The sequence below is a fragment of the Streptomyces sp. NPDC003697 genome, from assembly GCF_053587115.1.
Genome location: NZ_JBSFNN010000002.1, coordinates 141,650 through 166,191 on the forward strand (window position 1 = coordinate 141,650; position 24,542 = coordinate 166,191).

At 71.5% G+C, this 24,542-nt stretch carries 19 protein-coding genes and 4 pseudogenes; 13 read left to right on the forward strand and 10 right to left on the reverse strand.

What is annotated here, in order from left to right; genetic code table 11:
• Positions 1-100 precede the first annotated feature (100 nt).
• Together ACWDNY_RS01475 and ACWDNY_RS01480 are read left to right on the forward strand one after the other, a co-directional pair.
• Entirely contained in the window at positions 101-871 is a 771-nt protein-coding gene (locus ACWDNY_RS01475) for a FadR/GntR family transcriptional regulator (protein WP_451643648.1), read from the forward strand.
• Positions 868-1,122 carry a hypothetical protein gene (locus ACWDNY_RS01480; RefSeq protein WP_451643649.1) on the forward strand — a complete coding sequence of 85 codons (255 nt, stop codon included), beginning with the start codon at positions 868-870 and terminating at the stop codon, positions 1,120-1,122. Before ACWDNY_RS01475 ends, ACWDNY_RS01480 begins: the two co-directional genes overlap by 4 nt.
• A 242-nt stretch (positions 1,123-1,364) precedes the next feature.
• Here ACWDNY_RS01480 and ACWDNY_RS01485 read toward each other — a convergent pair whose 3' ends face one another.
• Both ACWDNY_RS01485 and ACWDNY_RS01490 read right to left on the reverse strand, forming a co-directional pair.
• Complete coding sequence (locus tag ACWDNY_RS01485; protein ID WP_451643650.1) at positions 1,365-2,735, reverse strand: SMI1/KNR4 family protein; 1,371 nt, start codon at positions 2,733-2,735, stop codon at positions 1,365-1,367.
• Positions 2,736-3,068: 333 nt separating this feature from the next.
• On the reverse strand, positions 3,069-4,175 hold the full coding sequence (locus tag ACWDNY_RS01490) for a VWA domain-containing protein (protein WP_451643651.1): 1,107 nt from the start codon (positions 4,173-4,175) through the stop codon (positions 3,069-3,071).
• 1,005 nt (positions 4,176-5,180) lie between these two features.
• On the opposite strand from ACWDNY_RS01490, the gene ACWDNY_RS01495 reads away from it, so the two are divergent.
• The 6 genes from ACWDNY_RS01495 to ACWDNY_RS01520 all read left to right on the forward strand — a co-directional run bounded on the left by ACWDNY_RS01495 (position 5,181) and on the right by ACWDNY_RS01520 (position 9,445).
• On the forward strand, positions 5,181-6,647 hold the full coding sequence (locus tag ACWDNY_RS01495; protein ID WP_451643652.1) for a sensor histidine kinase: 1,467 nt from the start codon (positions 5,181-5,183) through the stop codon (positions 6,645-6,647).
• A 77-nt stretch (positions 6,648-6,724) separates the two neighbouring features.
• A complete protein-coding gene (locus ACWDNY_RS01500) occupies positions 6,725-7,117 on the forward strand; it encodes a roadblock/LC7 domain-containing protein (RefSeq protein ID WP_451643653.1) in 393 nt (130 codons plus the stop codon).
• Between the two features lie 3 nt (positions 7,118-7,120).
• Entirely contained in the window at positions 7,121-7,507 is a 387-nt protein-coding gene (locus ACWDNY_RS01505) for a DUF742 domain-containing protein (protein WP_451643654.1), read from the forward strand.
• Positions 7,485-8,108, forward strand: a complete 624-nt coding sequence (locus tag ACWDNY_RS01510) for a GTP-binding protein (protein WP_451643655.1) — start codon at positions 7,485-7,487, stop codon at positions 8,106-8,108. Before ACWDNY_RS01505 ends, ACWDNY_RS01510 begins: the two co-directional genes overlap by 23 nt.
• Positions 8,071-8,685 carry a GAF domain-containing protein gene (locus tag ACWDNY_RS01515; protein WP_451643656.1) on the forward strand — a complete coding sequence of 205 codons (615 nt, stop codon included), beginning with the start codon at positions 8,071-8,073 and terminating at the stop codon, positions 8,683-8,685. The genes ACWDNY_RS01510 and ACWDNY_RS01515 overlap by 38 nt, the downstream gene beginning before the upstream one ends.
• A gap of 232 nt (positions 8,686-8,917) precedes the next feature.
• Positions 8,918-9,445, forward strand: coding sequence for a DUF6584 family protein (locus ACWDNY_RS01520; protein ID WP_451643657.1), 528 nt, complete (start codon positions 8,918-8,920; stop codon positions 9,443-9,445).
• Positions 9,446-9,484: 39 nt separating this feature from the next.
• On the opposite strand, the gene ACWDNY_RS01525 is transcribed toward ACWDNY_RS01520, so the two are convergent.
• From ACWDNY_RS01525 to ACWDNY_RS01535, 3 genes and pseudogenes are all read right to left on the reverse strand, one after another.
• The gene (locus tag ACWDNY_RS01525) at positions 9,485-9,700 is read right to left on the reverse strand and encodes a hypothetical protein (protein ID WP_451643672.1); all 216 of its coding nucleotides are present in this window, start codon (positions 9,698-9,700) and stop codon (positions 9,485-9,487) included.
• A gap of 84 nt (positions 9,701-9,784) precedes the next feature.
• A pseudogene (locus ACWDNY_RS01530) lies at positions 9,785-10,037 on the reverse strand (serine/threonine protein kinase); the annotation flags it as partial.
• 98 nt (positions 10,038-10,135) lie between these two features.
• On the reverse strand, positions 10,136-11,122 hold the full coding sequence (locus ACWDNY_RS01535) for an NAD-dependent epimerase/dehydratase family protein (protein ID WP_451643658.1): 987 nt from the start codon (positions 11,120-11,122) through the stop codon (positions 10,136-10,138).
• 129 nt (positions 11,123-11,251) lie between these two features.
• On the opposite strand from ACWDNY_RS01535, the pseudogene ACWDNY_RS01540 reads away from it, so the two are divergent.
• A pseudogene (locus ACWDNY_RS01540) lies at positions 11,252-11,362 on the forward strand (DUF397 domain-containing protein); the annotation flags it as partial.
• 390 nt (positions 11,363-11,752) lie between these two features.
• Here ACWDNY_RS01540 and ACWDNY_RS01545 read toward each other — a convergent pair.
• Positions 11,753-12,523 carry a hypothetical protein gene (locus ACWDNY_RS01545; RefSeq protein WP_451643659.1) on the reverse strand — a complete coding sequence of 257 codons (771 nt, stop codon included), beginning with the start codon at positions 12,521-12,523 and terminating at the stop codon, positions 11,753-11,755.
• 65 nt (positions 12,524-12,588) lie between these two features.
• Between ACWDNY_RS01545 and ACWDNY_RS01550 the strand changes: the two are divergent.
• Positions 12,589-12,993: pseudogene (locus ACWDNY_RS01550) on the forward strand (phosphodiester glycosidase family protein); the annotation flags it as partial.
• Between the two features lie 448 nt (positions 12,994-13,441).
• On the opposite strand, the pseudogene ACWDNY_RS01555 reads toward ACWDNY_RS01550, so the two are convergent.
• Positions 13,442-14,392, reverse strand: a pseudogene (locus tag ACWDNY_RS01555) (TIGR01777 family oxidoreductase); the annotation flags it as partial.
• A 148-nt stretch (positions 14,393-14,540) separates the two neighbouring features.
• Between ACWDNY_RS01555 and ACWDNY_RS01560 the strand changes: the two are divergent.
• The 3 genes from ACWDNY_RS01560 (at position 14,541) to ACWDNY_RS01570 (ending at position 17,830) form a co-directional block, all read left to right on the forward strand.
• On the forward strand, positions 14,541-15,617 hold the full coding sequence (locus ACWDNY_RS01560) for an effector-associated domain 2-containing protein (RefSeq protein WP_451643660.1): 1,077 nt from the start codon (positions 14,541-14,543) through the stop codon (positions 15,615-15,617).
• Between the two features lie 105 nt (positions 15,618-15,722).
• Entirely contained in the window at positions 15,723-15,908 is a 186-nt protein-coding gene (locus ACWDNY_RS01565; RefSeq protein WP_451643661.1) for a hypothetical protein, read from the forward strand.
• A 38-nt stretch (positions 15,909-15,946) separates the two neighbouring features.
• Entirely contained in the window at positions 15,947-17,830 is a 1,884-nt protein-coding gene (locus ACWDNY_RS01570; RefSeq protein ID WP_451643662.1) for an HEXXH motif domain-containing protein, read from the forward strand.
• 88 nt (positions 17,831-17,918) lie between these two features.
• Here ACWDNY_RS01570 and fxsT read toward each other — a convergent pair whose 3' ends face one another.
• The 3 genes from fxsT to ACWDNY_RS01585 all read right to left on the reverse strand — a co-directional run bounded on the left by fxsT (position 17,919) and on the right by ACWDNY_RS01585 (position 24,133).
• A complete protein-coding gene (fxsT, locus tag ACWDNY_RS01575) occupies positions 17,919-21,869 on the reverse strand; it encodes an FxSxx-COOH system tetratricopeptide repeat protein (RefSeq protein ID WP_451643663.1) in 3,951 nt (1,316 codons plus the stop codon).
• Between the two features lie 273 nt (positions 21,870-22,142).
• Complete coding sequence (locus ACWDNY_RS01580) at positions 22,143-23,627, reverse strand: VMAP-C domain-containing protein (protein WP_451643664.1); 1,485 nt, start codon at positions 23,625-23,627, stop codon at positions 22,143-22,145.
• A gap of 197 nt (positions 23,628-23,824) precedes the next feature.
• A complete protein-coding gene (locus ACWDNY_RS01585; RefSeq protein ID WP_451643665.1) occupies positions 23,825-24,133 on the reverse strand; it encodes a trypco2 family protein in 309 nt (102 codons plus the stop codon).
• Positions 24,134-24,542: the final 409 nt, after the last annotated feature.

Below are 24,542 nucleotides of genomic sequence, written 5' to 3' on the forward strand. Positions count from 1 at the left end.
GGGAACGATAAGGCTCCGAAACATATGAACCCATAGGTCATATGGCAATGGCTGACCAAACATGAGTCCTATTCGTGATTGCCTGTGATGGGATGGCTCCGTGAACCCCCAGCCGCTGTCGAGTGCCGCCCGCCGCGCGGTCTTCGCCCCCCTCGCGGCCGAACCCCGTGTCGACGCGGTGGTCCGGCGCCTCGGAGATGCCATCGCCCTCGGCCTGCTCAGTGACGGCGAGCAACTGCCGGGGGAAAGCGAACTCTCCGCGCAGCTCGGCGTCGCCACTGTGACGCTGCGCGACGCGCTGGCCGTGCTCCGGCACCAGGGACTGGTGGGGACCCGTCGTGGCCGGGGCGGCGGCACCTTCGTGCATGCGCCCGCCGACCCGCTCGGCGAGCGCATGCGGGCGCGACTGCGCGCACGACTGCTCGCGCACACAACGGAGGAGCTGCGCGACCTCGCCGACCACTGGGCCGCGCTCGCGGGCGCCGCCGCCCGCCTCGCCGCGGAGCGCGCCGACGCGCCGGACCTGGAGGCCCCGCGCCGTTCACTGCTCGACTTCGCTGCGGCAGAGGATCCGGCTGCCATGAGCCGGAACGACGGACGGTTCCATGTCGAGATCGCGGCGGCCGCGCAGTCCGTGCGACTGACGCGGGAGGAGATCCGTCTTCAGACAGAGATCGGCCCGCTACTCTGTCTCGCGTTCAACCAACCCGAGGCCCGCCGTGAGGCGGACGCCCAGCACCGCGCGCTTCTGGGCGCCCTGGCGGCCGGGCGCGCGGAGCAGGCGCGCACCCTCGCCGAGCAGCACGTGCACTTCGCGCTGCGCCGCCTCATCGAACTGCGAGTGGACGGCACACGGCAGCAGCAGGTGTGAGCAATGGCGCCCGCACGGACAGCGTCGCCCAGGTCGCCGACGCGATCGGCGGGCTGCTGGAGACCGTATACGCGGCGGTCGAACGCACGCGCCGGTCGGTGCACACGCTGCTGGCCGGGGTTCCGGTGCCGACCCCCCGCACGCATGCAGCCGGGGCTCCGCGGCGAGTCGGGCGGGTTGGTGGTCGGCGGGTGGGATTCGTGGCGGAGCCGGACGTGCTCGCGGACGTGCCCGCGTGGCTGGAGTGGTGACAGCTGCGGGCTGACGCGCGGATGCAGCGCCGGGTTCGGCGTCTTCCCAAGGAGCGGCGGTTGCGGAGGGGAACGCATGCCGTGTCGCCACTGACATGATCCGGCTTGGTCCGGGGCCGTCCGCCCAGCGGCCGGGAACCCGGAGCCGGTACGGACTCCCGGTCAACCGGGGGTGTCGCCCCACTGGATCGACGTGACCGGAAGGGCCGTGGGACGGCGGCCTCCCCCGTCGGCGAGGTGACTCATGAGGCCGTTCCCTCCAGCACCGTGATGCCGGTGATAAGCGGCCGACCGTACAGGGCGAGGATCTCGTTGGCGAGGGCGATGGTCTGCAACGGGTTGTCCCGTTGCAGGTGGGCCTCGATGCCTGCGGCGAGGAGCCTGGTGGGCACAGCCCCCGCATCGAGGAGGACGCGCCACTCCGCGGGCGGGAGTTCCAGATACTCCAGGTGGGTGAGCCGGGCGATCTCACAGGGATCGGCGAGAGTACCGGGATAGGCGCGGAGGGTCCGCAGGCGCGGCAGGCCGAAGACGGGGGCGAGGCTGAGGGGCTCCTTCTCCCACACCCCGATGCTGAGGACCTCCAGGCCGGCATGGGCTGCGGCCTCGATGCTGGGGAGGGAGGCGCGATTGACGTGGGCGACGAGTGGCGGCCGTTCGGCCCTTCGGACGGGCCGCCCGCCGAAGTGACGGTGGACGACCAAGTCGGTGAGGGAATCGGCGACCAGCCCGGCGCCGGTGTTCTCCTCGTGGCTGATGATGATCACCTGCCCGACGTGCCCCTGCGGACCCGGCGTGAGGTCGACGGCGATACGGTCCCCGCCGCCGTTGTCACCGAAGACGATCCAGCCCGGCGATCCGACGAGCCCCTGCACGGCGTCCTCCGGCCCCGTCTCGACCGCCTCCATGGCGCCGAACTGCCACAGCACGTGCCGGGAAGCCGCGTCGGCAACGTAGACCTCGTCGAGAGGGAGGAGCTCGCAGCCGATGGCGTCGTACGGCTCCTGGTAGTCGTCCCAGTCCTCGTACCGGCCCCGGACAATGTGGTACAGCGCCCTCAGCTCGGCAGGCAGCGGCACGCCCAGGCGCGCCTCGGCCGCTGCGATCTCCTCCTCTGAGGCGCCCACTGCGTCCGGGAGCCGTTCGCGAAGAGTGCGCCGCAGCAGTCCCACATCCGCGGACGGAGCCGGTACCGCGTCCGGCACCGGATCGGGCAGGCGGCGCACCGGCTCGGGCAGTGCCCCGTCCGCGAGGAGCAGCGTGCCGGGGTGCGCGGTCGCGACACCCGGCTCCGTGGAAGAGCCCGGACTGATCAGATACAGCCGGACACCGCCAGGAGCGGAAGACGCCTCCACGACGAAGGAGACACCGTTGTTCCCGGTCTCCTTGAGCGCGTCGACGATCCGGCCCACGGCGTCGAACTGATCCTGGTTGTCGGAGACCTGTGAGGCGCGGCCCGGCTGCGGCGGCCGGTACGGCAGCGGAACACTCCATGCCCCGGGACTGATCTGCCCCGCCACGTGCCCGCCGGGCGCGGAGAGCGTCTCCGCGTGGGCGACGTGCAGGAGACGCAGCAAAGGCTGCCAGGTAGTGAAGTCATTGAGCGAGGGCACGGGAAGACCTCCTGAAGGTGTGCTCGCCGATTTTGGATCATGGGTCGGGCGCCGACAACACGGGGCGCCCTCCGGGCGGAAGCGGCCCGGGGCGAAGGGGACCCGCTCTCGGTCTGCGGTTCGGCGCCGTCACCGACGGGTCCTGACCCGGACCCCGGACCGGCCGTTCGTCGATGGGCGGACGGCCCGGAGGCTTCATCAACAGCGACAACGCACGGCGCATGACTGTGCGACGACGACCCGTGCGGGACCATCCCTTCGCCGGAGCCGCCCGGCGTACGCGGCGGTCGGGGTGTCGGCGCCGGCCGCGCCGCGGCTCGGCCGTCGGACCGGCTACAGCAGGACGAGCAGCTTGGTCCCCGGGACCAGCTTCCGGTTGACCGAGGTCGACTGGACGAACACGGTGTAGGCCTCGTTGCTCCCCGGCGTCACCGTGACCTCCGTCGACGGCAGACCCAGGAGCTGCCGGGCGGCGGGACCTGTGAACACCTTCCCGGTCGTCCGGCCGGTGGTCGGGTCCTTCTCCGCCACGGCGATCTGCTTGGTGGCCTGGATCTTCTCGCGCTTGGACAGCTCGTAGAAGGCGCAGCCGGTCCTGTACGGATGCCCGGCGCCGGTGACGAAGTCGCGGATGGACGTCCGCCCGTCCACCGGGATCAGGACGTACTTGCCGGCGTCCAGGGCCCGGAGGCTGGACTTCACGTCCGCCGCGCTGAGGTCCTGGCCCATCGCGAAGAGGTTCCTGGTGCCGCGCACGCCCTGCTCGCGGTCCCGCAGGAACTTCGTGGCGGCCGTCTTGACGGCGCCGATCGCCTCCTCGACGCCCTGGTCCGAGTCCGCGTCCCAGATCGAGATGTTGCCCGTCGGGAAGCCGTACTGCTGGGCGGTGCGCTTGGCCAGGGAGTTCGGCACCATGATGGCCGAGGTCCAGTGGTCCGGCAGGTTGTCCATCTTGTCGGCGATCCTGCTCCGCCACTCGTCCAGGACGGCACGGCCGTCGGGAAGGAGGTCGTGGCGCGCGCCCGTCGTGTCGGCGCCGGAGGCGTTCTCCTCGCCGTCGGTGACGACGACCTGGAGGAAGCTGTGCTCGCCGTACTCCTCCCATATGTGGCCGAGGTCGTCGAGCGCCTTCACCGACGCCTGGATCAGCGCCGTCGCGCCGTTCTCGACGGTGTACAGGCCCCGCATGGACGGCAGGTGCTTGACGTCCATGTCCCACACCAGGTTCTCGACCAGGTGGTCGAAGGCATAGAGGCTGATCCGGGTCTCGTGGCCGAGCCGGTCGGACTCCTCCTTCAGCCCCTTCACGAACTCATCCACCACGCGGACGAGTTGCCCCGAGTGGCCTCGCATCGAGCCGGACTTGTCGATGACGAGAGCGACGTGGTTCACGAAGTGCTTCTTGAGCCGGTCCTTCACCGTAACGCTCATCGTGTCCATCCCCTTCCCATGGTGCCCCCCCGCACCGCAACGGCGCCTTGCGGAGACACGGCCTCCCGGCGCGGACCTGTCCGTCGCCGTTCGGCCCGTCCGTGTCCTCGAGCGTCACGGGACCCGACCGTGAAAAGCCGTCAGGGGACTCCCCAACGCCCTTTTCCGCAGGCAGACGTCCCCTACCGAGGGTGAACCCCGGCAGGACCCTGGTCCGTCCAGATGATGGCTTCACCTTATGGAGGGGCACTGACAACGCATGCTGAGCTGCGGTTCAGCGCGAGGGACCCCGCTGGGAGAACACCGACGGTGGGGAACATGGTCGCCGTCGGACGAGGAGACGGAGCCGGGCTCGCCAGTACCCGGTGATCCCCAGCGTGTCCCTGGGCTTCACCCGGCAGACGTCCCAGGAGGTCGAGCGGGACGCCGACGGCCTTCCGAGGTACGCCACATCGGTGCTGGTGGGCGGTAGGGACTAGGACAACCGCCAGTAGGAAGGCCGCGGCTGACCACGGCTCGGCCTTCAGGACGGCGCGGGCCGTTCGACGTGGTGCCGCTGCGAGGAACGGTTGAGGATGCGGCCGGCGTGACGGCCGGCTCGGGCCCGCCACCACGAGCGACGCCTGTACGGCAGTGCGCTGTACACGAGGCGGCGGGCCGCTGTGGGCAGCGGTACCGGCCTGCGTCACTCGCGTGCCGGAGGCTCCACCCGCTCGGTCGGAAGCGGGCGCACCCGCGGTGGATCAGAGGACGCACTGAGGGACGGCGGGAGGGCGGCCGGGCCGGGTTCCGTGCTCAGGGTGTGAAGAAAAGGACAACGGTTCGATCTCTGTGCGTGCCAGAGGGTGACACCGGGGTCCCGGTGCGCGGTAACGTGCCCGCTCGGCCTGATCATCGCACTGTCCAGGGACTGTTATGCCCGATCCTTTCACGCCGCCGGACGACCGGCCGGCCGCGCCCGTGACCGCCCGTGTGACGGCCGAGTCGCGAGCCGGGTCCGCGAGGCGGCGTCCGATGCTGTGGTCCGTGCTGCCACCGGGCGTGGTCGCCGTGGCCGGTGCGGTGGCCACCGCGCTGGCCGGTGATGGCCACCTGGACCGGACGGACCAGATGGCGATGTCCGGCAGTGTGGCCCTCATCGGCGCCGTGGCGGCGGGAATCGCGGGTGTGAGGGCTTCGGCGGAGGCACGCGCAGTCACCAAGCACTGGACGGAGCTGTCCCGTGCGGCCGACCGGGACCGTGCCGAGCTGGCCGAGCTGATCCGTACCACAGCCGAGGGCAGAGCCGAACTGGAGTCGCTCTTCCGTCGGCTGAGGGCCGGGGAGCCCCCTGTGCGGCGCCGGCCGGAACTGCCCCCGCAGACCGGCCCGGACCAGCTCTCCCGGCTCGGATTCGAGATCGCTGCGGCCCGGCACGAGGCGGAGACAGCCCTGCTGGAGACCGCCGCCGGTGCGCTCGGCGCGGAACACAGTGCCAAGCTGGAGCAGTTCGAGGTGTTCGCCAACCTGGCGCGTCGACTCGAGTCACTGGTGCACCGTGAGATAGGGCTGCTGGACAGCCTGGAGAACGAGGTCGAGGACCCCGACCTGCTCAAGGGTCTGTTCCGGGTGGACCATCTGTCCACCCGGATCCGCCGCTACGCCGAGAACCTGGCCGTGCTCGGCGGTGCGAACACCCACCGCCAGTGGACCCGTCCCGTCAGCCTGACCGACGTGCTGCGTTCCGCCGTCGCCGAGATCGACCAGTATGCCCGGGTCAAGCTGGTCCCGCCCATTGACGGAACGGTCAGCGGCCACGCCGTGGTCGACGTCGTCCACTTGCTGGCCGAGCTGCTGGAGAACGCGACGGTCTTCTCACCGCCCCAGACCACCGTGCACGTGCGGGTCGAGTCCGTCGCTGCCGGGGTGGCGATCGAGGTCGAAGACCGAGGCCTGGGCATGTCGGCGGCCGAGCGCAACCAAATGAACACGGTGTTGGGCGCACCCGGCAAGGTCGCCCTCGGCGAGCTGCTGCAGGACGGCCGGATCGGCCTGTACGTGGTCTCGGTCCTGGCCCAGCGGCATGACATCGCCGTGCGGTTGCAGAACAACGTGTACGGCGGCACTCAGGCCGTCATGGTGTTGCCCACGGCACTGCTCGGCCCGCAGCCGGCAGCTCCCGCGCCCGAGCACTCCGCTGTCGCGACCCCTGACGCGGTGCCGCACGACCCGGTGCAGCCCGAGGCGACGGACCCCTCGGCGACAGTGATGACCGTCGTCGCGGATCCGCTCGTGTCCGATTCCGAACCGCAGCCCGCCCGGATGCCCTCCGACGGCGAGGACGACCGTCCGCGGCTGCCTCAGCGACGCCGGGACCACGCCGTCGGACAGCCGCACCCGGTCCCCAGCGCCGGCAGTTCCGGGGACGTCGCACACGACCCCGGCCTCATGGCCGCGTTCCAGACCGGACTGCGCAGGGCCGAGGAAGCGGAGACGCTCTGACACCCGAGGGCCGGGCTGAAGGCCCGGGGCCCCGTCCAGCAAGCCATTTCCTTCTGCCGAAAGAGGAGTACACGATCGTGGCGAGCGAAGACCTTTCCTGGCTGTTGACAGGTCTGGTGAACCGGGTGCCGCACACCCGAAGCGCCTTGTTGCTGTCCTCGGACGGACTGGTGAAGGCAGCGGAGGGGCTTGACGCGGACGCCGCCGACCAGTTGGCCGCGCTGGCCAGTGGGCTGTACTCATTGGCGCGCAGCGCGGGCCGGCACTTCGACGACGGCGGCGACGTGCGACAGATAGTGACGGAGCTCAGCACCTCGTTGCTGTTCGTCTCGACCGCCGGGCGCGGCGCGGTGCTGGCGGTGCTTGCCGGACGCGAGGCGGACGCGGCGGTGCTGGGCTACGAGATGGGCATGATGGTGAAGAGCGTGCGCCCGCACCTGGCCACGCCGCCGCGGCACGTGGTGGGGTAACCGATGAAGCCGGTCCTCCCCGACGGACCGCTGACCAACCAAGCGGTCGGGCGGCTGGTCCGTCCCTACACCGTGAGCGACGGCCGTACCAGGGCCACGTCCCACTTCACGCTCGTGACCGTGGTGCGGGCCACGGGTGCCCAGACGGAAGGTACCTTCGGCCTGGAGCATGCGCAGGTGCTGGCGCTGTGCGAGAACCCTGTGAGCGTCGCCGAGGTCGCGGCCCGGATGCAGGTGCCGGCCGCCGTGGTCAAGGTGCTGCTGTCCGATCTGGCTGAGGGTGGCGCGGTGGTCGCAGGCCACGCGCCCCCGCCCTCTGCGGACCACTACGCACGACCTGATCGAGACCTCCTGGAAGCGGTACGCGATGCCCTCCTCAAACAACTGTGACCCGCTGCCCGCCGAAGCCCTGCCGACGGGAATCAAGGTGCTCGTCGCCGGCGGGTTCGGCGTGGGAAAGACCACCTTCGTCAACACGCTCAGCGAGATCGAGCCGCTGAGCACTGAGGAGATGCTGACCGCCGTCAGCGCGGCCACGGACCGACTGGACGGAGTGGAGAACAAGGCCACCACCACCGTGGCCCTGGACTTCGGCCGCATCACCCTCAGTCCGTCCCATGTCCTGTACCTGTTCGGCGCACCCGGACAGGAGCGCTTCTGGTTCATGTGGGACGAACTCTCCGAGGGGGCGCTCGGGGCGGTGGTCCTCGCCGACACCCGCAGGCTGGAGCACTCCTTCGCGGCGGTGGACTTCTTCGAGCGACGCGGCATCCCCTTCGTCGTCGCCGTCAACGAGTTCGACGGCGCGCACCGCTACCACGCGGAGGAGGTGCGGACCGCGCTCGACCTCCGGCAGGAAGTGCCGGTGGCGCTGTGCGACGCTCGCGTCCAGAACTCGGGCATCCGCGTGCTGCTCGAACTGATCCAGCACCTGATCACGACAAGGAGTTCCCATGGCAGCGACACCGCCCCACCCCTCCTCCGGGCCTGAGTCCGGGATCGCCGTGCGCCATCTGCTCCTCCCCCCGGAGGACCCACAGGTGCGTACCCGATCCGAGCGGCTGCGCGCGCTGGGCATCGAAGCCCGTCCGGATACGGAACTCGACGCCTTCGCACGGGAGCTGGCACAGCGCACCGGTGGCTGCTATGCCGGGGTCAACTTCTTCCTCGACGCCGACCGCCAGTACTTCGCAGGGCTGTACAGCGCCGCACAGGACACCCCGGTGCACGTGGGACCGCCGTTGCTGGAGGAGCCGGTTCCCGGCCGTGTCATGCCCCGCGACATCGACATGGGCATCTGCCCGCACGTGGTCAAGCGCCGCCGGGCGCTGGTGCTGGAGGACATCCGGGATTTCCCGCGGTTCGCCGGAAACCGGGTGGTCGACGCGATCGGCATCCACTCCTACCTGGGCGCACCGCTGATAGACAGCACCGGCGTGGTGCTCGGCACCATCTGCGTGGTCGACCATGACCCGCAACCGTGGGGGCGCAAGGGGCTGGAAACCATCAAGGCGATGGCTGCGGAACTGGTCGAACGGCTCGAGGAGTCGGCGCGCCGTCCCACCTGACCGGCGCCACCGGACTCGCACGACCCAGCCATGGTCTGTGAGCCGCAAGTTCTGACGAGCGGCCGTCGACAAGCGGGCGGGCGGGTAGGACACCTATGTCGTTCGATGGCGAACGGCGTGGGAGTGCATGGTGTGACCGGGCGGCCGCTCCGTCGTGGAAGGTGAGATCGAGCGAGTGCTGGGCGGCGAAACCAGGTCGACGCGGGTCAGTGCGGTACCTGATCATGGGTTCGTGCCCCTGAGAGAGACCCTTGCCCGAGTCGATGCAGACCTGGCCGCCGGCCGGATTCCCGTCGCGCGTCAGCGCCTGCGGGGTCTCATCTCGTCCTTCCCGCACGACCTGACGCTCCGTCGTCGTCTGGCCGAGGTGTACCGGCTCTACGGCGACGCCGCCGAGGCCGGCCGCTGGATGTACCTCGAAGAGGACCGGAACGCCGACGAGACCGCCGCCTTCGAGGCGCGGTACGGGTCTTGCGGGTGGCGGATGAAGGCCTTGGCCTGGCACGGCCCCGAGGCGAAGGCCGCCACCGCCTTCGCGCGGGGCCGGCTGGCCGCGGTGCGGACCGCCTGCGCCGAGGAGCTGGGGCACCCCGTCGACTGGGACGACCCCGCCTCCTACCGGGACGCCCTGGAGGAGGAGTGCGAGGCGCCGTCCGAGCCGTGGACGGTCGGTGGCGTGCTGACAGGCGTCGGCTGCTTGATCGCGGCGCTTGTGTTCCTCGCGATCTGGGTGAATGGACTCGTTGCCCTCTTCGACTGACTCACGCCGCCGCGGCTCTCCCGGGCCCGGCCGCGCCGGTCACCCGCCGTCCAGTTCGCGGCGGAGCATGGCCAGGACCTCCGCCGCCTCGGCGGCCACGTCGTGGCGCGGGCCGTGGACGAGCACGACGTCCTCGTACAGGGCCTCCAGACAAGCCCGCGCCTCCTCCGGGTCGCCCTGGCTCAGCAGCATGCCGATGTCGCGGCGCAGCTCCACGGCCGTGTCGTTGACGTCGCTCTCGACGGCCCGTTCCACCTCCAGGCCCGCCGCAGCTCCGCCAGCGCCTCGGTCACCTGGCCGAGTCCGCCGCGGCAGTGGGCGGCGTGGGCGAGGCGCGGACGTGTTGTCGAGGACCGCGTCGTCCACCTGCGTCACGCCCGGGTGCTGGATGCGGGCGGTGATCCGGGCCTCGCGGCGGAAGCGCCGCTCCAGCTCCTCGGCCAGCTGTGGCGGCGACGACCTGCGGCCGGATCCGCTTCACGGCGACGGGCCGGTCGAGCACCGCCTCGTAGCCCCGCAACACGTCGCCCATACCGCCGTTGCCGAGCCGCTCCAGCAGCTCGTAGCGGCCCGCGATCGGTCTGTCCGGCACCTGCCCCGCCCCGCGTCCTGCGCTCGCGCCCGCTCGCCCCCGAGCCCCGTTGGTACGCGGCCAGTTTCCCCGGAGAGGGATCACCGCGTCCAGCGTCGTCAGCCGAGGGCGTCGAGCAACTCGCGCTCGCGCTGCGCGCTGAGGCCGGCGCGCCGTGTCCGGTCCAGCCCCTGCTCGCGTTCCCAGCGCAGCGTGTCGGCCAGCATCTCCGCCCGGGGCCGGTGACGCAGCCCCGCGGCACGCGCCGAGGACCCGTCCCGGGCCGACCACCCTTCCGAGCCCGGCTCGACCAGCCACATCGCCAGCGATTCGGGCCCCATGTACTGGGCCACGCCGTTGGCGAGCAGCCACGCCGACTCGGCGGTCACCACGGGACCGGTGTGCCCGCCGACGGCGCGGGAGAGCTCGATCCACTCCCCGAACGGAACGACCGGGCCGACGGCGTCGTATGTGCCGGTTGTTCCCGTCTCCGCGGAGTCGAGCAGCCAGGAAGCGAGGTCCCGCACGTCGACCACCTGGGTGGGCATGGCCGGTGTGTCGGGGACCAGCATCGGCCCTCGCGGATCGCGTGCGGATCGGGCGACCCAGTAGCCGGAGCGCCCGCTGTGATCGCCCGGACCGCCGATGAGCCCGGCTCGTGCGATGAGGAGGCGGTCGCCCACAGCGGCCGTCGACGCCTGCTCGCACGCGACCTTCGCCTCGCCGTACAACTCCCTGTCGACCGCGCTCCGGTCGGTCGGGGCGAGCAGGGCCGCGGACTCGTCCGCCCCAGGCGTAGCGTGGGAGGCGTAGACGTTGCCGGACGAGACGTACACCCAGTGCCCGGCCTTGCCGCTCAGCACATCGAGTGCTCCACGGACGAAGCCCGGCTGCCATGACACCTCGACGACCGCGTCCCACACGCGGTCGAGCAGGGGCTCGTACGCCGACGGATCGCGCCGGTCGGCGGCGACCAGTGTCGCTCCGTCCGCGACCTCTCCGCTCTCGCCGCGCGCGAGGCAGGTCACCCGATGGCCGCGTTCGACCGCCTGCCGCGACAGCTCCCGACCCACCCATGCCGTTCCGCCCAGAACCAGGATCTCCATGCCGACACACAAGCACCGGGATCACCGCCCGGCCAGGCAAATTCGCTGACAGCAGATGGTCACTCCCGGCCTGGCAGGAGGAACCCGATGTGAGTCGCTGGCCTTCGCCGAGGGACTCCTGGGAGAGAGATGACCCACCGAGTGAGCGAGCTGACCGTTCCGGAGTCAGCGTGGTTCAAGAGCAGCTACAGCAGCGGCGAGGGCGGGGAGTGCGTTGAGGTCGCTGCGGCCTCCGAAGCAGTCCTCGTCCGGGACTCCAAGCAACCCACAGCGGCCAGAATCGCGTTCGCCCCAGGGCATGGGGCAGCTTCGTCCGGATGGCCGTCGAGCGCTGAGGCAGCGGACGGACGAGGAAATGGGGCCCGGCGGGCGCGCCGCACCGGGCCCACTCGCGATCGACCGCCACCCAGGGGGAAGCCATGCGCCCGACCGTGCCCAGCGGCATCCCGGCAGGAATCCCGCACGCCGTCACGCCGGTCCGGCCGGACGCGGTCATCGGCACCACCGAATCCGATGGCACGGTCACCTCTTACCTCAACGACCGCCGACGGTAACCGGCTCAGCCGCCGCGACAACACGGGTTTCACCGTCAGGTGCCCGGTCGACGGTGCGCCGGGGGCACGCGCTCGGTCAGCCGCAGTCCTTGGATTCCTCGACCGCTTCGGTGAACGCGGTGATCAGTTTCTGCATGGCGGCCGGATCCTCCCGGTCGGGCGCCAGTACCTGGATCACTGCGTAGAGGTTCTGCCGCGGGTGGTCGTCGGATGCGCAGGAGGATGTTTTGCCGACTGCTCCGGTGCCCGAGTGGACGAAGCGGGCATCGGCGGAGACCTTGGCGCCCTCCATCCCCGAGTAGCCGGTCGCCACCGACGAGGCGGACTCCCCGCGAGCCCACCAGGTACGGGTCAGGCGCAGAGCGAGGTCGCCGTCGACAAGCACGTCGCACCGCTTCGCCCCGCCGCTCGGTGCCGACTCCTTCGTGCTCAGGGTCTTGCCACCGGGCAGGAAGGGCTCCACGAACCCGGGGTCGAGCGGTATCCCGCACAGAACACCCGGAACGTCGTACGCCCGCTCCTCACCACCACCGTCCCCACCGGAGCAGGCCGTGAGGGCGAGGGCGCCGAGAAGGACGGTCACTGCGGACAGAGCGGGGGAGCGGTACACAGTCGTCGTCGTAGTCGCCCGTGCGCAGCAGGGCAACTGGTTGTGGAGGGTGTGGGCGTGACTGCCGATCTTGGCCAGGTCCTGCTGCGTGATCTTCAGGTCACCCGTCTGGCTGGGCAACGGGGGCGCTCCGGTCGGCCCCTCACCGGCCGGATACTGGTTGAGCTGCATCCGGGTGTCGCCCTGTCGGTGCTCCAGCGCCTCGGTCTTGAGCTGCTCCCACTCATCCCACGCCACCGTCCCGCTTCCTTCCCCCGGGCCACATCCACTACCGACCGCGCCGATGGTAGCCACTCGAACCGATGTACAGGGGGCTACAAGGTGGCGCCCCCAGGCAGGAGTTTGCCGACGTCGGCCCGTCCGCGCCGTCGCGGGCGCAGCGCTCGGGCCTGGCCCTGCCGCTGGGCCCCTCCGGCCTGGTCGAGACCCGCACCACCGGACTCCGCAACCCGGCGTCACCCTGACCCGCATCGTGCGCGGTGCCGAGGACCCCGCTCTGTGCTGGACGGTCGAGGTGTCGATCCCCGGCGGTGACACCTCGCCGGACCCGGACGCGCCGCCGACCGCGCTGAAGGACGAGGCGAGCGCCGGTGAACTGGCCGCCCGCCTGAAGTGGGATGGGTTCGCCGCCCGGGTGGAGAAGGTGTCGACGCCGAGGACGGCGGACTACGCCGGGGGCCCTCGGCTGGCGGGTCCGGGTCGGATCGTCCGCCATGTCTCGGCGGCTGAATCAGCCAACGCCCGCCCCGCACCGATCGACATGTCCGTGCGGGTGGTGGAGGCCGATCCGGCCGTAACGGTGAACGGCGAACCGCAGGGCGTGGTGAGGAGGGGACTTTGACCGGAGCATTCGCCGGCTTCGGGGAGCCGGGAGGTGGACGGCGGTCGCCGGTGCCGTCCATCAGCGCTCGGCAGAGCCGGATGCCACGTCGTTGCGCGTGGGGATCAGCGGCTCAGCGGTGGGCGCTTGATCCGTGCCGGGGGCGTCAGCCTGCCGCAGCCGTTCTCCCCACCACGCTCCTTGCGGACAGGGCCCGGCAGGCTACCGACGGCTGAGGCGATCTGCGGGGCCGGGGCCGACTGAGGCCGGCCACTGCCCGACGGTGCTGCCGGATCGGCCGGCGGGCCGGAAGGTTCACCGGCGTGCCGGTGAACCGCCGCGGATCCGGTGTTGCGTACTCGGCGCACCAACTCGACGGCGGCCCGCGGCCACTGGGGGTACTGGAAGTCGAAGTCAGCCTGGGTCAGCCGGCCCGGGACGACGAAGCGGCTCTTCAGCAGCAGTTCGGTGTCGGAACGCAGAGCGAACGCGCCGACCTCGGCCATCCACTTGGTCGCCGGGAGACCCACCGGCACACCCCACGCGGAGCGCAGTGCGCGCATGAACGCGCGCTGTGGCAGGGGTTCGGGGGCCGCCAGGTTCACCGGCCCGGTGATGTCCTCCCGCTCCATCAGGAACTCCACCGCGCGCACGAAGTCGTGTTCGTGGATCCACGACACGTACTGCGCTCCGCCGGCGACCGGCCCGCCGAGACCCAGGCGGGCCAGTCCCAGCAGGACGGCGAACACGCCGCCGGGGTCCGGGCTCATCACCATGGCCGAGCGCAGGGCGACCTTGCGGGTGGCAGGCGTTTCGGTCTGCTGCTGAGCCTGCTCCCAGGCCTTGGCGATCTCGACGCTGTAGGCCCAGTAGTCCGGCACGTTCGTTTCGGTGCCGCCGATCACACCGCTGACCTCGTCGTTGGGGGCGTCGAAGCGGTGCGCGTACACCGTGGCGGTGCTCATCTGCAGCCACACCCTGGGCGGTCGGGCGGCGCCCGCGATCGCGGTACCTACGACCCGGGTGGAGTCGACCCGGGAGTCCATCATGTCCTGCAGATTGGCCGCCGTGTACCGGCAACTCACGCCGCGCCCGGCCAGATTGATCACGGCATCGCTGCCGTCGACCGCCGCCGTCCACGGGCCCAGGGTCTTGCCGTCCCACGGAATCTCACCCTCGCGCCGGGGTCGTCTGGTGAGAATCACGACCTCGTGGCCGGCGCTGCCGAGTGCGCGCTTCAGCACTGCGCCGACCTGTCCGGTCCCACCGGGAATCACGATCTTCATCGGCCACCCCTCTGTCGTCTGGAAGGGAGCTTAGACCAAAGAGTTGAACGCGTTCAAAACTGTTGCACGGTTCGGCGCACGCCCTCGGTGGCGAGCAGGTCGCCCGACGTGGCGCGTACCCATCACGGCCGACGGGTAGGGGAGGCGCGTGGCGAATACGGGGGAGCTGGGACTCCAGGCTGCGCGAGTCGCCGAGGTGCTGGTGGAGCGTCCCGGCCGGCTGCCCGGCCGGCGCGGCTCCGGGTACCGGGTGGGCCCGTGCGGTGTGTTGACGGCAGCGCACGTCGTGCAGGAGCCGGTGGCCGCGGTCAGGGTGCGCTTCGAGGCGGACCTGCCGGGGGAGTGGAGCGCCGAGGCCCACGTCATGGTGCGGTCCGAGGCCGCCGACGTCGCTCTCCTGCAGTTCGCGGGTGCGCCGCCCGGGGCACTACCGGCCGCCGACCCGCCGCCCTACGCCGCGGTGCCCGAGGGCGACGTGCTGCTGCCCTTCACCGCCATGGGCTTTCCTCGCTTCAAACTGCGTGAGGACCGCGACCGACGTTTCGACGACGGTTCTCCCAGCCAGTACCGGGACTCCTGCCATGTCTCGGGCACCGTCTCCGTGCTGTCCAACCGGCGCGAGGGCACACTGGAACTGGTCGTTGCCTCGCCGCCCGGCGACGTGGAGCCGGATCGCTCCCCGTGGGAGGGCATGTCCGGAGCTGCCGTGTGGTGCGGTGGGGCGGTGATCGGTGTGGTGCGGGCCCACCACCGCGCCGAGGGCCTGGGCAGGCTCGCATCCGGCCGGGTGGAGCGGTGGTACGACGCGCTCGGCCCAGCCGAACTGGAGCGATTCCAGGAACACGCCGGCCTGCCGTCGCGCTCCGCACTCGCCCCCGCAGGCGGTACGCAGGGTCCTCTCCCGGTCCCCGTCCTGGCCGGGCTGCCCCCGGACGTGCCGCTGCGTGAACTGGCCCCGCTGGTCGACGCGCTGACCGCTCTGCCGGCGCTGCGCGGCGGAAGCGGCATGGGGCTCGTCCTCGACAGCATCAGCGACCGGGTCGCGGCCAACGCTCCCCGGGACCCGCGACTGCGCATGGACCTCTACGGGATCGTGCGTACCTGCCTGCGCTACCCGGGCACACTCGACCAACTGCTGGAAGCGGTGCGCCTGCTGGAGGGGCCTTCGCCGGAGACGGACCGCGTGGACGAGGCGGCGTCCCGACTGGCCCGGCGGCATACGTGACTTGATCTCGCGGCGCGGCACGGATACGGGGTTTCGACTTGTGCCGCGCTGGGTCATCATGGTTGAGGCACCGGCAGCGGTGATTTCGTGGGTACAGGAGGGGACTTGGCAGACATGGAGCAGACGATGCCTGCCGTCGAGTCCGATCTCGTCGATCTCTCGGGAATCCCTCTGGAAGCACTGCGCTCCATGGACGGTACGGCCTTCACCGAGTCGCTGGAGCAGTTGCTGCACCACATCGACGGCCCGCAGGCCATCACGCTGTCGTACAACCCGTCCCGCTTCGACTGACCAGACGAGGTGACCGGAAACGGTGCAGTGGGGGATCCGTGGCCGCTAGAGCCACCACACGGGGGGATCGCCTGCCCTTCCACGGGCTCTCTTCCGCCGACGTCCTGGCCCTCGCGCGCGGCGACGGCGACAGCGCGGTGGTGGAGCAGCTGCTGAACGCGGAGCGCAGCCGCCGCCTCCTGCTGCTGCGGGCGCTGGACGACGAGCTCCGGAGCGAGGACCCCTCACGCGGCGGCGGCCCCGTCCGGTACGGCGAGGCGTGGGCCCTGCTGACGCGCGCCCAGCGACGGGCGCCCGAGGCCTTCGAAGACGTCCTGATGTCCCCGAACACCGGCATGTGGGTGTCTCTCGCGGTGCGCCGTGCCAGGGGCCGGGCCTACGAGGACGCTCCGCAGTGGGTGGTCTGCGGCCACCTCGCGGCACTGGCCGCCGCCGCGGCGGCGCGGGCCGGACTGGACTTCGCGATCACCGTCCCCGTCCGCCGCGGGTTCGTTCCGCTGCCGACCCTGGGCTGCGCGGTCCTGCCGGCCGCGGACCCGTGGACCACCGCGCGTGTTACCGGGACCGACGGGCGCCTGCGCATCACCGGCACGCACGGCGAGGTGGAGGCCGGTCCCGACCTGGCCCGGCGCGGCCCGGGCTGGCTCCCACTGCGCCGGGTGGCCCTGGGGTCGCGCGAAGCGGCGAAGCCTCTGGTGCTGGAGGAGCTGGATCCCTACCGGACCTTCCCCCACCCGAGTGAACCGCGCCCGATGGCGGAGGCGGAGGCGGCGTCGTGGGAGTCACTCCTCGCCGACGCCTGGCAGGTGCTGCGGCGCGACGATCCGGAAGGCGCCGAGGCCATGCACCGGGGGCTGATGTCGCTCGCTCCCACCCCGACGAGGGAAAGGTTCCGGCCGCACAGCAGCACCGCCGGTGACGCGTTCGGCGCCGTCACCGCCTCCCGGCCCGACGACGCCGCCCAGCTCGCGGCCACCCTGGTGCACGAGTTCCAGCACACCAAGCTGGGCGGTCTGATGCATCTGCAGCCGCTGACCTCCCCCGCACCGCATCCCCCGGCCCCGGAGGACCTGTTGTACGCCCCCTGGCGCGACGATCCCCGACCGCTCGGCGGGCTGCTCCAGGGCATCTACGCCTTCTTCGGGGTCACCCGGTTCTGGCGCGCCCACCGGCACGCCGCCGCCCCGGCGTACGCCCCGCTGGCCCACTTCGAGTTCGCGCTGTGGCGCGCCCAGGTGTGGTCCACACTCGAACAGGTCCGGGGGCACGAGCGGCTGACCCCGCTGGGCCGCCGTGTCGTGGAGTGCCTGCACGCCCGGTGCGCGGAGTGGATGGGCGACGACGTGCCTCAGACGCCGCTGCGACGGGCCCTCGACGCCGCCCAGGACCACCGGGCGCGCTGGCGGGCGCACCACCTGCGGCCGCCGGCCGCCGCCGTCGAGGAGGCGGTGCGTGCCTGGCGGCGTGGCGACCCCCGGCCGCCGGCCTCCCTTGCCGCCGAGCCCTCGACGGCCCCAGACCCCGAGGCACGCTCCCTGGACACGGCGGCCGTCCTCGCCAGGTACCGCCTCAGCGATCCCGGTGGCACCTGGCGGCACACGGCAGCCCCCTTCGACGGCGACGCCGGCGGCGTCGACGGCGCCCACGAGGCCGACGTGCTGCTCGTCTGCGACGACCATGCCGCGGCCCGTGCCGCGTTCGCCGGCCGGCTGGCCCGGAAGCAGGCCTCCGCGGCCGGCTGGCCGGGGCTGGGACGGGCCCTGGCGGACGACCCCGCCCACACGGCCGCGTCCCGGCTGCTGCTGTGGCATCCGGAACGGGCCCGGGCCGTGCAGGACGCCCTCGAGGCGGCGACGGGCACGCGCGCGGACCCCGTCCGTCTGTCGGACTGGCTGGGACGCGGCGCCACGCAGAGCGGTTAGCGGGCCGCCGTCCGTTTCCCCGGCCGGGAGCCTGCTCCACCCGGCAGACCGGACGGCCGGGCGGCGGCGACCACCCGGCCGCGCCGGCTCACAGGGGCAGCGGGTCGATGTCGCAGTTGGCCCGCTGACCGTCCCTGAACTGCACCGTGGCCGCGTGGCGTGTGCCCGACTCCGCCCGCAGACGCGGTGCGTCGAGCACCCGCTCCATGCGTTCCAGGGTGTCCTCCCGCAGCGCGGTGCCCTGTGCCCGGGCACCGAGGGAGACGAGGTCCATCGACAGATTGCCGGCACACGCCAGCGTGGTCGGATGGTCCTCACCGAAGGTCACCCGGCACAGGGCCAGGGAGTCCTCGCTCCGCCGCCGCGCCTCCTCGTGCTGCCCGAGCGCGGCCAGGTCGCTGCCCAGGTTGATGGCACAGACGAGCGCGAGGGGGTGTCCCGCACCGAGCCGGTCGGTGAGCGAGCCGAGTGCCGCCTCGTCGAGACGGCGCGCCTCGTCGGCCTGTCCGAGCAGACGCAGGGTGACGGCGAGGTCCACGTCCGCGGACAGGACGTGCGGGTGGTGCGGGTCGTAGATCTTCCGGTACCCCTCGCTCACCTTGACGCCCCGGTTCCGGGCCGCCTCGAGGTCGCCGTTCTGGCGCAGCGCGACGGACAGCGTCAGCGCGGCCGCCAGCGACTGGGGGTGGGTCTCGCCGTAGCGGCGGGTGAACTGGGCGTGTGCCTCGGTGGCCAGCTCCAGCGCGCGCACGTGATCGCCCTCCTTGCGGCAGGCCTCACTGAGCTGGCGCATCGCCTCGATCGTCGCCGGGTTGCCCCGGCCGAACACGTCGCGGTAGGCGCTCAGCACCGATTCCTGCAGGGCGCGCGCACCGATGTAGTCCCCGGTCTCCCGGACGTCGATGGCGACGTTGTTCTCACTGTGGAGCGTCCGCCGGTCCTCCCGGCCGAACAGGCGCAGCTTCAGGCCGAGTGTGCGGCGGTCGAGTTCGAGCGCCTGCTGGAAGTCGCCGACCAGGCGCAGGCTCACGCCCAGGTTGTGGGCGATGTTGAGCGTGGTCGGGTCGTCCTCGCCGAAGGCCCGGTGCGCCCGTTCGTAGGCGATCCTGTCCAGCTCGGCGCCGGTGGCGAACCTGCCCTCCACCCGGCGTACGGCGGCTTCCAGCTGGAGGGCGTCGAGCGCGTCCTCGCGGGTGTCCTCCTGCCCGGCGGGTGCCGTGCGCTCGTAGACCTCTCTGAGGTGGCTCACCAGCCGGGCCGCGTCGTCGAACCGGCCGACCACCCAGTACATGAAGCAAAGCCACTGCCCCATCAGCAGTGTCTGCTGGTCCTCCTCGCCGAAGATGCCCAGCCAGGACTCCCAGGCCCGCTCGGAGAAGTCGAGCGACACGTCGTGGTCGCCCCACCAGTAGAGGTAATGGGCGACGTTCCTCACCAGCTGCCGCACCCAGGGCTGGTCCGAGGTGATGGCGTCGGAGGCGATGACGTGGCTGTACAGCTCCGCGTACCGGGTCCAGCTGGCCGGGTCGGACGGCGTCTTGGGATCGGCTGCGGCCAGCAGGGTGTGGGCGCCGTGACGCATACGCACCTGTTCCTCGGAAGACATCCGGTTGTTCAGCACGAGCTGCACCAGCCGGTGCATCTCGATGGAGTTCGTACGGTGGTCGATGCGGGCGAGCGAGTAGCGGTTCACCTCCCTTATCGCGCGGGCCAACCGGATCGGGTCGTTCAGCGCCGCGTCCAGCTCGGGGAAGATGCTGCTGTTGCCGAGACCGGAGAAGATGGACCGGGAGATCGGATCCGGGGCGAAGTAGGAGCACAGCTGCAGCAGCCGCAGCGCGGCCGGACTGCGGGTCTCCAGATGGTCCAGGGAGACGTTCCAGGCCGCGGCGACGGGGAGCTGGTAGTCCGGCGGCGGGGCCACCTCCAGCAGCTCCATGCGCTTGCTCTCGAACAGCCGCAGGTACTCCGAAGCGGGCATCCCGGTCTCCGCCCGCCACGCCGCGGCCTGCTCCAGGGCCAGCGGCAGGTCGCCCAGCGCGTCGGCGAGCGCGTCGGCCTCCTCGTCGCTCAGCGGCGGTCCGGAGCGACGCAGCAGTTCCTTGCTCTCCTCGCGGGTGAACACGTCCACCTCGAGGGATCCGCCCACCTGCCCCCAGCGGCGGTTGCGGGAGGTGACGAGAATGGTGCCGTTGCCTCCCTGGGGGAAGTAGTGGCGAACCTGCTCCGGGTTGTCGGCGTTGTCGAAGATCAGCAGCCACCTGGAGTACGGACGGCCTTCGCGCAGTGCCTCCCGGACGGCGGGACCGGCGATGTTGGCCTCGGTGGTGGTCACCAGACCCAGCCGCTGGGCCAGTTCGACCAGCGCCTGCCCGATCTGCCCCGGCCGCTCCGAGGGGATCCACCAGACGATGTCGTAGTCGGACTGGTGCCGGTAGGCGTACTCGATCGCGAGCTGGGTCTTCCCGACGCCGCCCATGCCGTGGATCGCTTCCGGGAGCACCGTGGTCGTGCCCTCCCCGAGGCGCTGGGCGAGCAGCTCCAGCAAAGCGGTGCGGCCGGTGAAGTTCGGATTGCGGGGTGGCAGATTCCCCCAGACGCGCGGCTGTGTCGTGCGGTCCCCCTCCACTGTCCGCTGGGGTGGTGTCGACATCTGCGAGGCTCCTTCGGAAGCGTTACGGGGTCCAGTCGCAGCACCGTGTTCGACGGCCGCCGGGGCCGAACCGGACGCCACGTGTGCCGCCGAATTGCGTGGTGGTTTCTCCAGGCTCACTGCGTATCGCCGATCGTGCCAGCTCAGCACCTTCGCCAACATCGCGGCACGCTGGTGGTAGCGCCCCGACAAGGCCCGCAGAGCGGTCAGCTCCACGCGGAGGAAGGCGATGTTGCGGCGGTCGACCCGCGGCATCGCCAGGGTTTCCAGGGGTTCGCCGGGCGGGGGCAGCAGGGAGCGGGCCTGGTCGTCCTCGGCCATCAGGACCCGCACGTCGTGCAGAACCCTCGCGGTGACGCTGCGGCGCCCTTGGGCCAGCAGCTCCTCGCGGACGTCGGGGGCGAAGGTGAACGCCACGTCCGCCGGTCCCTCTCCCTGCGCGGTCGTGGGCCGGACCAGGCCGCTCATCAGCAGTTCGGAGACGTGGACCGGGCCCGCGCCCGGGGTGGTCAGGACGATTCTTCGGATGACGGGAAGGCTCAGCGGCGCCGCGGCCAGCCTGGTGGCGAGCGTGAACGCCGTCGGGCTGGCCGCGGCCCTGAAGTCGGAGACCCGCACCGCGGCCGGTACGGTGCTGTGGGGGTCGGGCAGCTCCTCCGCCCACGGCAGGGCTCGTGCCGCGTCGGGCCGGCTCTTCCACGCGCGGGCCTGAACGGCGGACAGATCCAGCCATTCTGGTACGGGCCCGACCACCAGACGGGTCAGCGCGGCGGCCCACCGGTCGGTCAGGGCCAGCACGGGCACGACGACGGAGGCGGCCGCCTCGGCGTCCGGCTCCTCAACGTCCCCCGGCCCTGCCGGGACCTCGCGCTCCTCCCAGTCCCACGCACAGTTGGCCGCCCACGTCCGCGGCGCACGGATACGGACGCGGCTCACGTTCAGACCCGTGCGGAACCACAGGTGGGGCGGCAGCAGGTGCACCACGGCGACCGGGCCCCTTTGCCCCCAGTCACGCAGTAACGGCTGCACCGCGCCGAGCCGCCAACCCGCCGCCAGACCGTCGGTGAGCACCAGCACCACCCGGCGGGCGTCCGCGGACGGCGGGCCGAGCGGCTGCTCGGAGCGCACCCGCGCCGGAGCCGTCTCGTCGGTGCCGAGCAGGCGCACCAGCCGCACCCGCGAGAAGTCACCCGCCCGCTCCAGCTCGTCGACCAGATCGCCCTCGACCGCCCGGTCCCACACCCGCATCGTCGGGTGGGCGTCGACGACGAGCACCGCTTCGGGCGATTCCGGCCCGTCCGGCCGCCCGAGCCGGCTCAGGACATGGGCGGCTTCACGACGTGTCCGAGCCGTCTGCGCCGGTCGCCGCCCGTCGTCATCGTGCATGGGACCTCTCAAGGCGTCGAAGTGACGATGAGAGTGTCGTGGAGTCGCGCAGACTCCCGGCATGCGTGACAGCCACGCACAAACCTTTGCAGCGCCTCCCCGCTCGGAGCAAGTGCGCACGAGGGTCGTCACCGGGTGCATGCGAAAGCGTGTGCGATGTAGGGAAGTCGGCGGGGGAGCAAGGCCGGCCGGCCGGAGCGTGCTGGTTCACGTCGGGCACCCCCGGGCGCGGCAGGCGGACGGTCCGTGCGTCCGCGACCCGGCCGTGCGCGGTCACGGCTGCACCGGCGCATGGCGGGGTCCCGGGGGGCTGGGCCTGCGCTCCGGGTCGTCGAGCAGGATCGCGAGATGCCGCCCCACGTGGTTGTCCCACCCCTCCGGACCCATGGCCAGTGCTTCCTTGCGCCATCTTCCGGCCCGTTCCAGCAGCCCGCCGAGTCCCCGGTCCTGGACGATGTCGGCCACCGCTTCCTTGAAGGCCGGATCGGCGCAGTCGCCGCGGTGCCAGATCATGGCGGGTACCCCGGCCCGCAGTCCGGCGAGGTACTCCTGACGCCCGGTGGGGGAGTCCGCGCCCGGCGGCTCGCTCAGCACCAGACAGACGGCTTGCTCGTCCTCCTTCAGCTCCCGCTCCAGGTGGAAGTGGGAGCGGCCGGGACGGTTCCAGTACGAGTGGGTGTCCGCCGGCCTCTCCTTGAACTGCCGCCACTTGTTGTGCCACGGGCGGTGCCAGGCGGCTTTCCGCAGACGCTCGAAACTGCGCACGAGCACCGTGTAGTCCATCACCAAGGGGGTCGGCGAGGGCGAGTCGGACTCCTTGTGCCACCACTCGACCGGCTCGCCCAGTAATTCCCACGGCAGGATGAACTCCAGTACCACCGGTTGCCGCAGATCCGACCAGCGTTCCTCGGTCTGCTCGATGAGCGACTCGACCTCCGACGGCAACTGGTCGCGGTGCAGATGCAGCGTCTCCCCGGGGACCGGGTGCCAGCCCTCGGAATCGGACTGGCGCCAGTGGGACAGGTAGTACCGGTCGGGGTCCACGCCGTCGGGCTCGAACTGGATCATCAGGTAGGCGGGCATCAGGGAAACCGCCGGCTCCATGACGCTGCTGCGCTGCCACTCCGTCAGCTTGTCCTCCAGGCCCCAGACCCGGGCCTGGGACCTGTTCCACCGGCGCAGCCGCTCGGCCGCCTCCACCTGCCCGTCCTCGATGAACTGGTCGGCGGCCAGGGACAGGAACGCCATCCCGGCCGACAGTTCCTTCGCCGCGGAGTTGTCCCCGGCCAGGCGCAGGAACACGGCCCAGCCCGTGTCGCACCAGGGGGGCAGCTCCTGAGTCCTCGACCGGCTGGCCCGGCGGGCCATGGCCGCCAGCGCCGACGACGAGCGCAGTTCCATGAGGACAGGACGCAGCGGGTGCAGATCGGCTCCCTCGAAGAAGTCGACCGCCTCCCACTCGTCCACCAGACGCCACAGCGCCGTCACGGCGACCGACCTCTGCTCCACGTACTCCAGGCAACGTGCCAGGCAGGCCAGTCCGTCGGGTACCTGCACGCACGTCTCGACGAGGTGCAGCAGCCAGGGCCGCAGTGCCTCTGTCCGGAAGGGCTGCACCGGGGCACCAAGTTCCTGGCCGAGCATGGTCACCAGGAGGTCGGCACTGGTGGCGTGCCGCATCGTGGACGACTCCTGCAGTACGTCGACGACGCCGGCCACCAACTCGTTGCGAACCCGCGCAGGGCTGCGCACTTCCACCCCCGTGACCTCCCCTGCTCCCCGTCCAGCCCGTGCGAGGCCGGGCCGGTGTCGCACTCCGCCGCTGTCCGGGAGGAGCGCCCCGCCACCGGCCGTCATCGTGTCACCACTGCCAGTGCCGACCAGCGTACGGCCACAGCCGGGTACACGTCAGTGAACTGAGGAGCTGAAACAGGCGCCTCCGCGTCCGTGGCAGGTCAACGTTCCCCGTCGGCCTCGTCCCCCGTGACGAGCACAGTGCGGTGCGCTCCGTCCGGCGCCACCAGCTTGGGCTGCAGGGTGAGGGTGATCCGATGGGTCCGCGACGCCTCGACCTGCCCGTCGGCGTTCGCCTCGACGACCCAGAACCGCACCTTGCCGCCCGCCCCGCCCTTGCGCCCCACGGCGACGGTGGCCTCGATCTCGACCGGTCCGAGCTCGAACCGCAGGGGCCCGGACGGGCCGCCCGTCAGCGCCTCGGTCAGCTCCTGACGCAAGTCCCTTATGAGTTCGGCTAGTTCGACCACGAGGCAATCGTAGCGCCGGCGGGCTCCCGGCTCCGACTGCGAGCACGCGTCGGGCGGAACAGATGGCCGCCCCGACTTCCTCCGACCTGGCTCCGACGAGGGCGTACACGTGCATCGCGGCGTGCGGGCGGGCACCCGTCGGCCACGAGCCGTACGCGGACGCATGGCCGAGTGGCCCGTCCAAGGATCTTGACGGGGGTGGATCAAGCCGATAGTGATGCAGCGTGCGGTGAACAACTGTCTGCAGTCGTGTCAGCGCGAGGTGGGGAAATGACGGATGCGCATCCGTTCCTCGATCCGCCGGCAGCAGCGAGTACGGCCGACGCGTATGCGTGGCTGACGCGGGCTGCCCACCGGTCAGGCCTTGTCATGTCCCTCTCTGGCGCTCGTTGTGGCGCCCGTCGTCGCA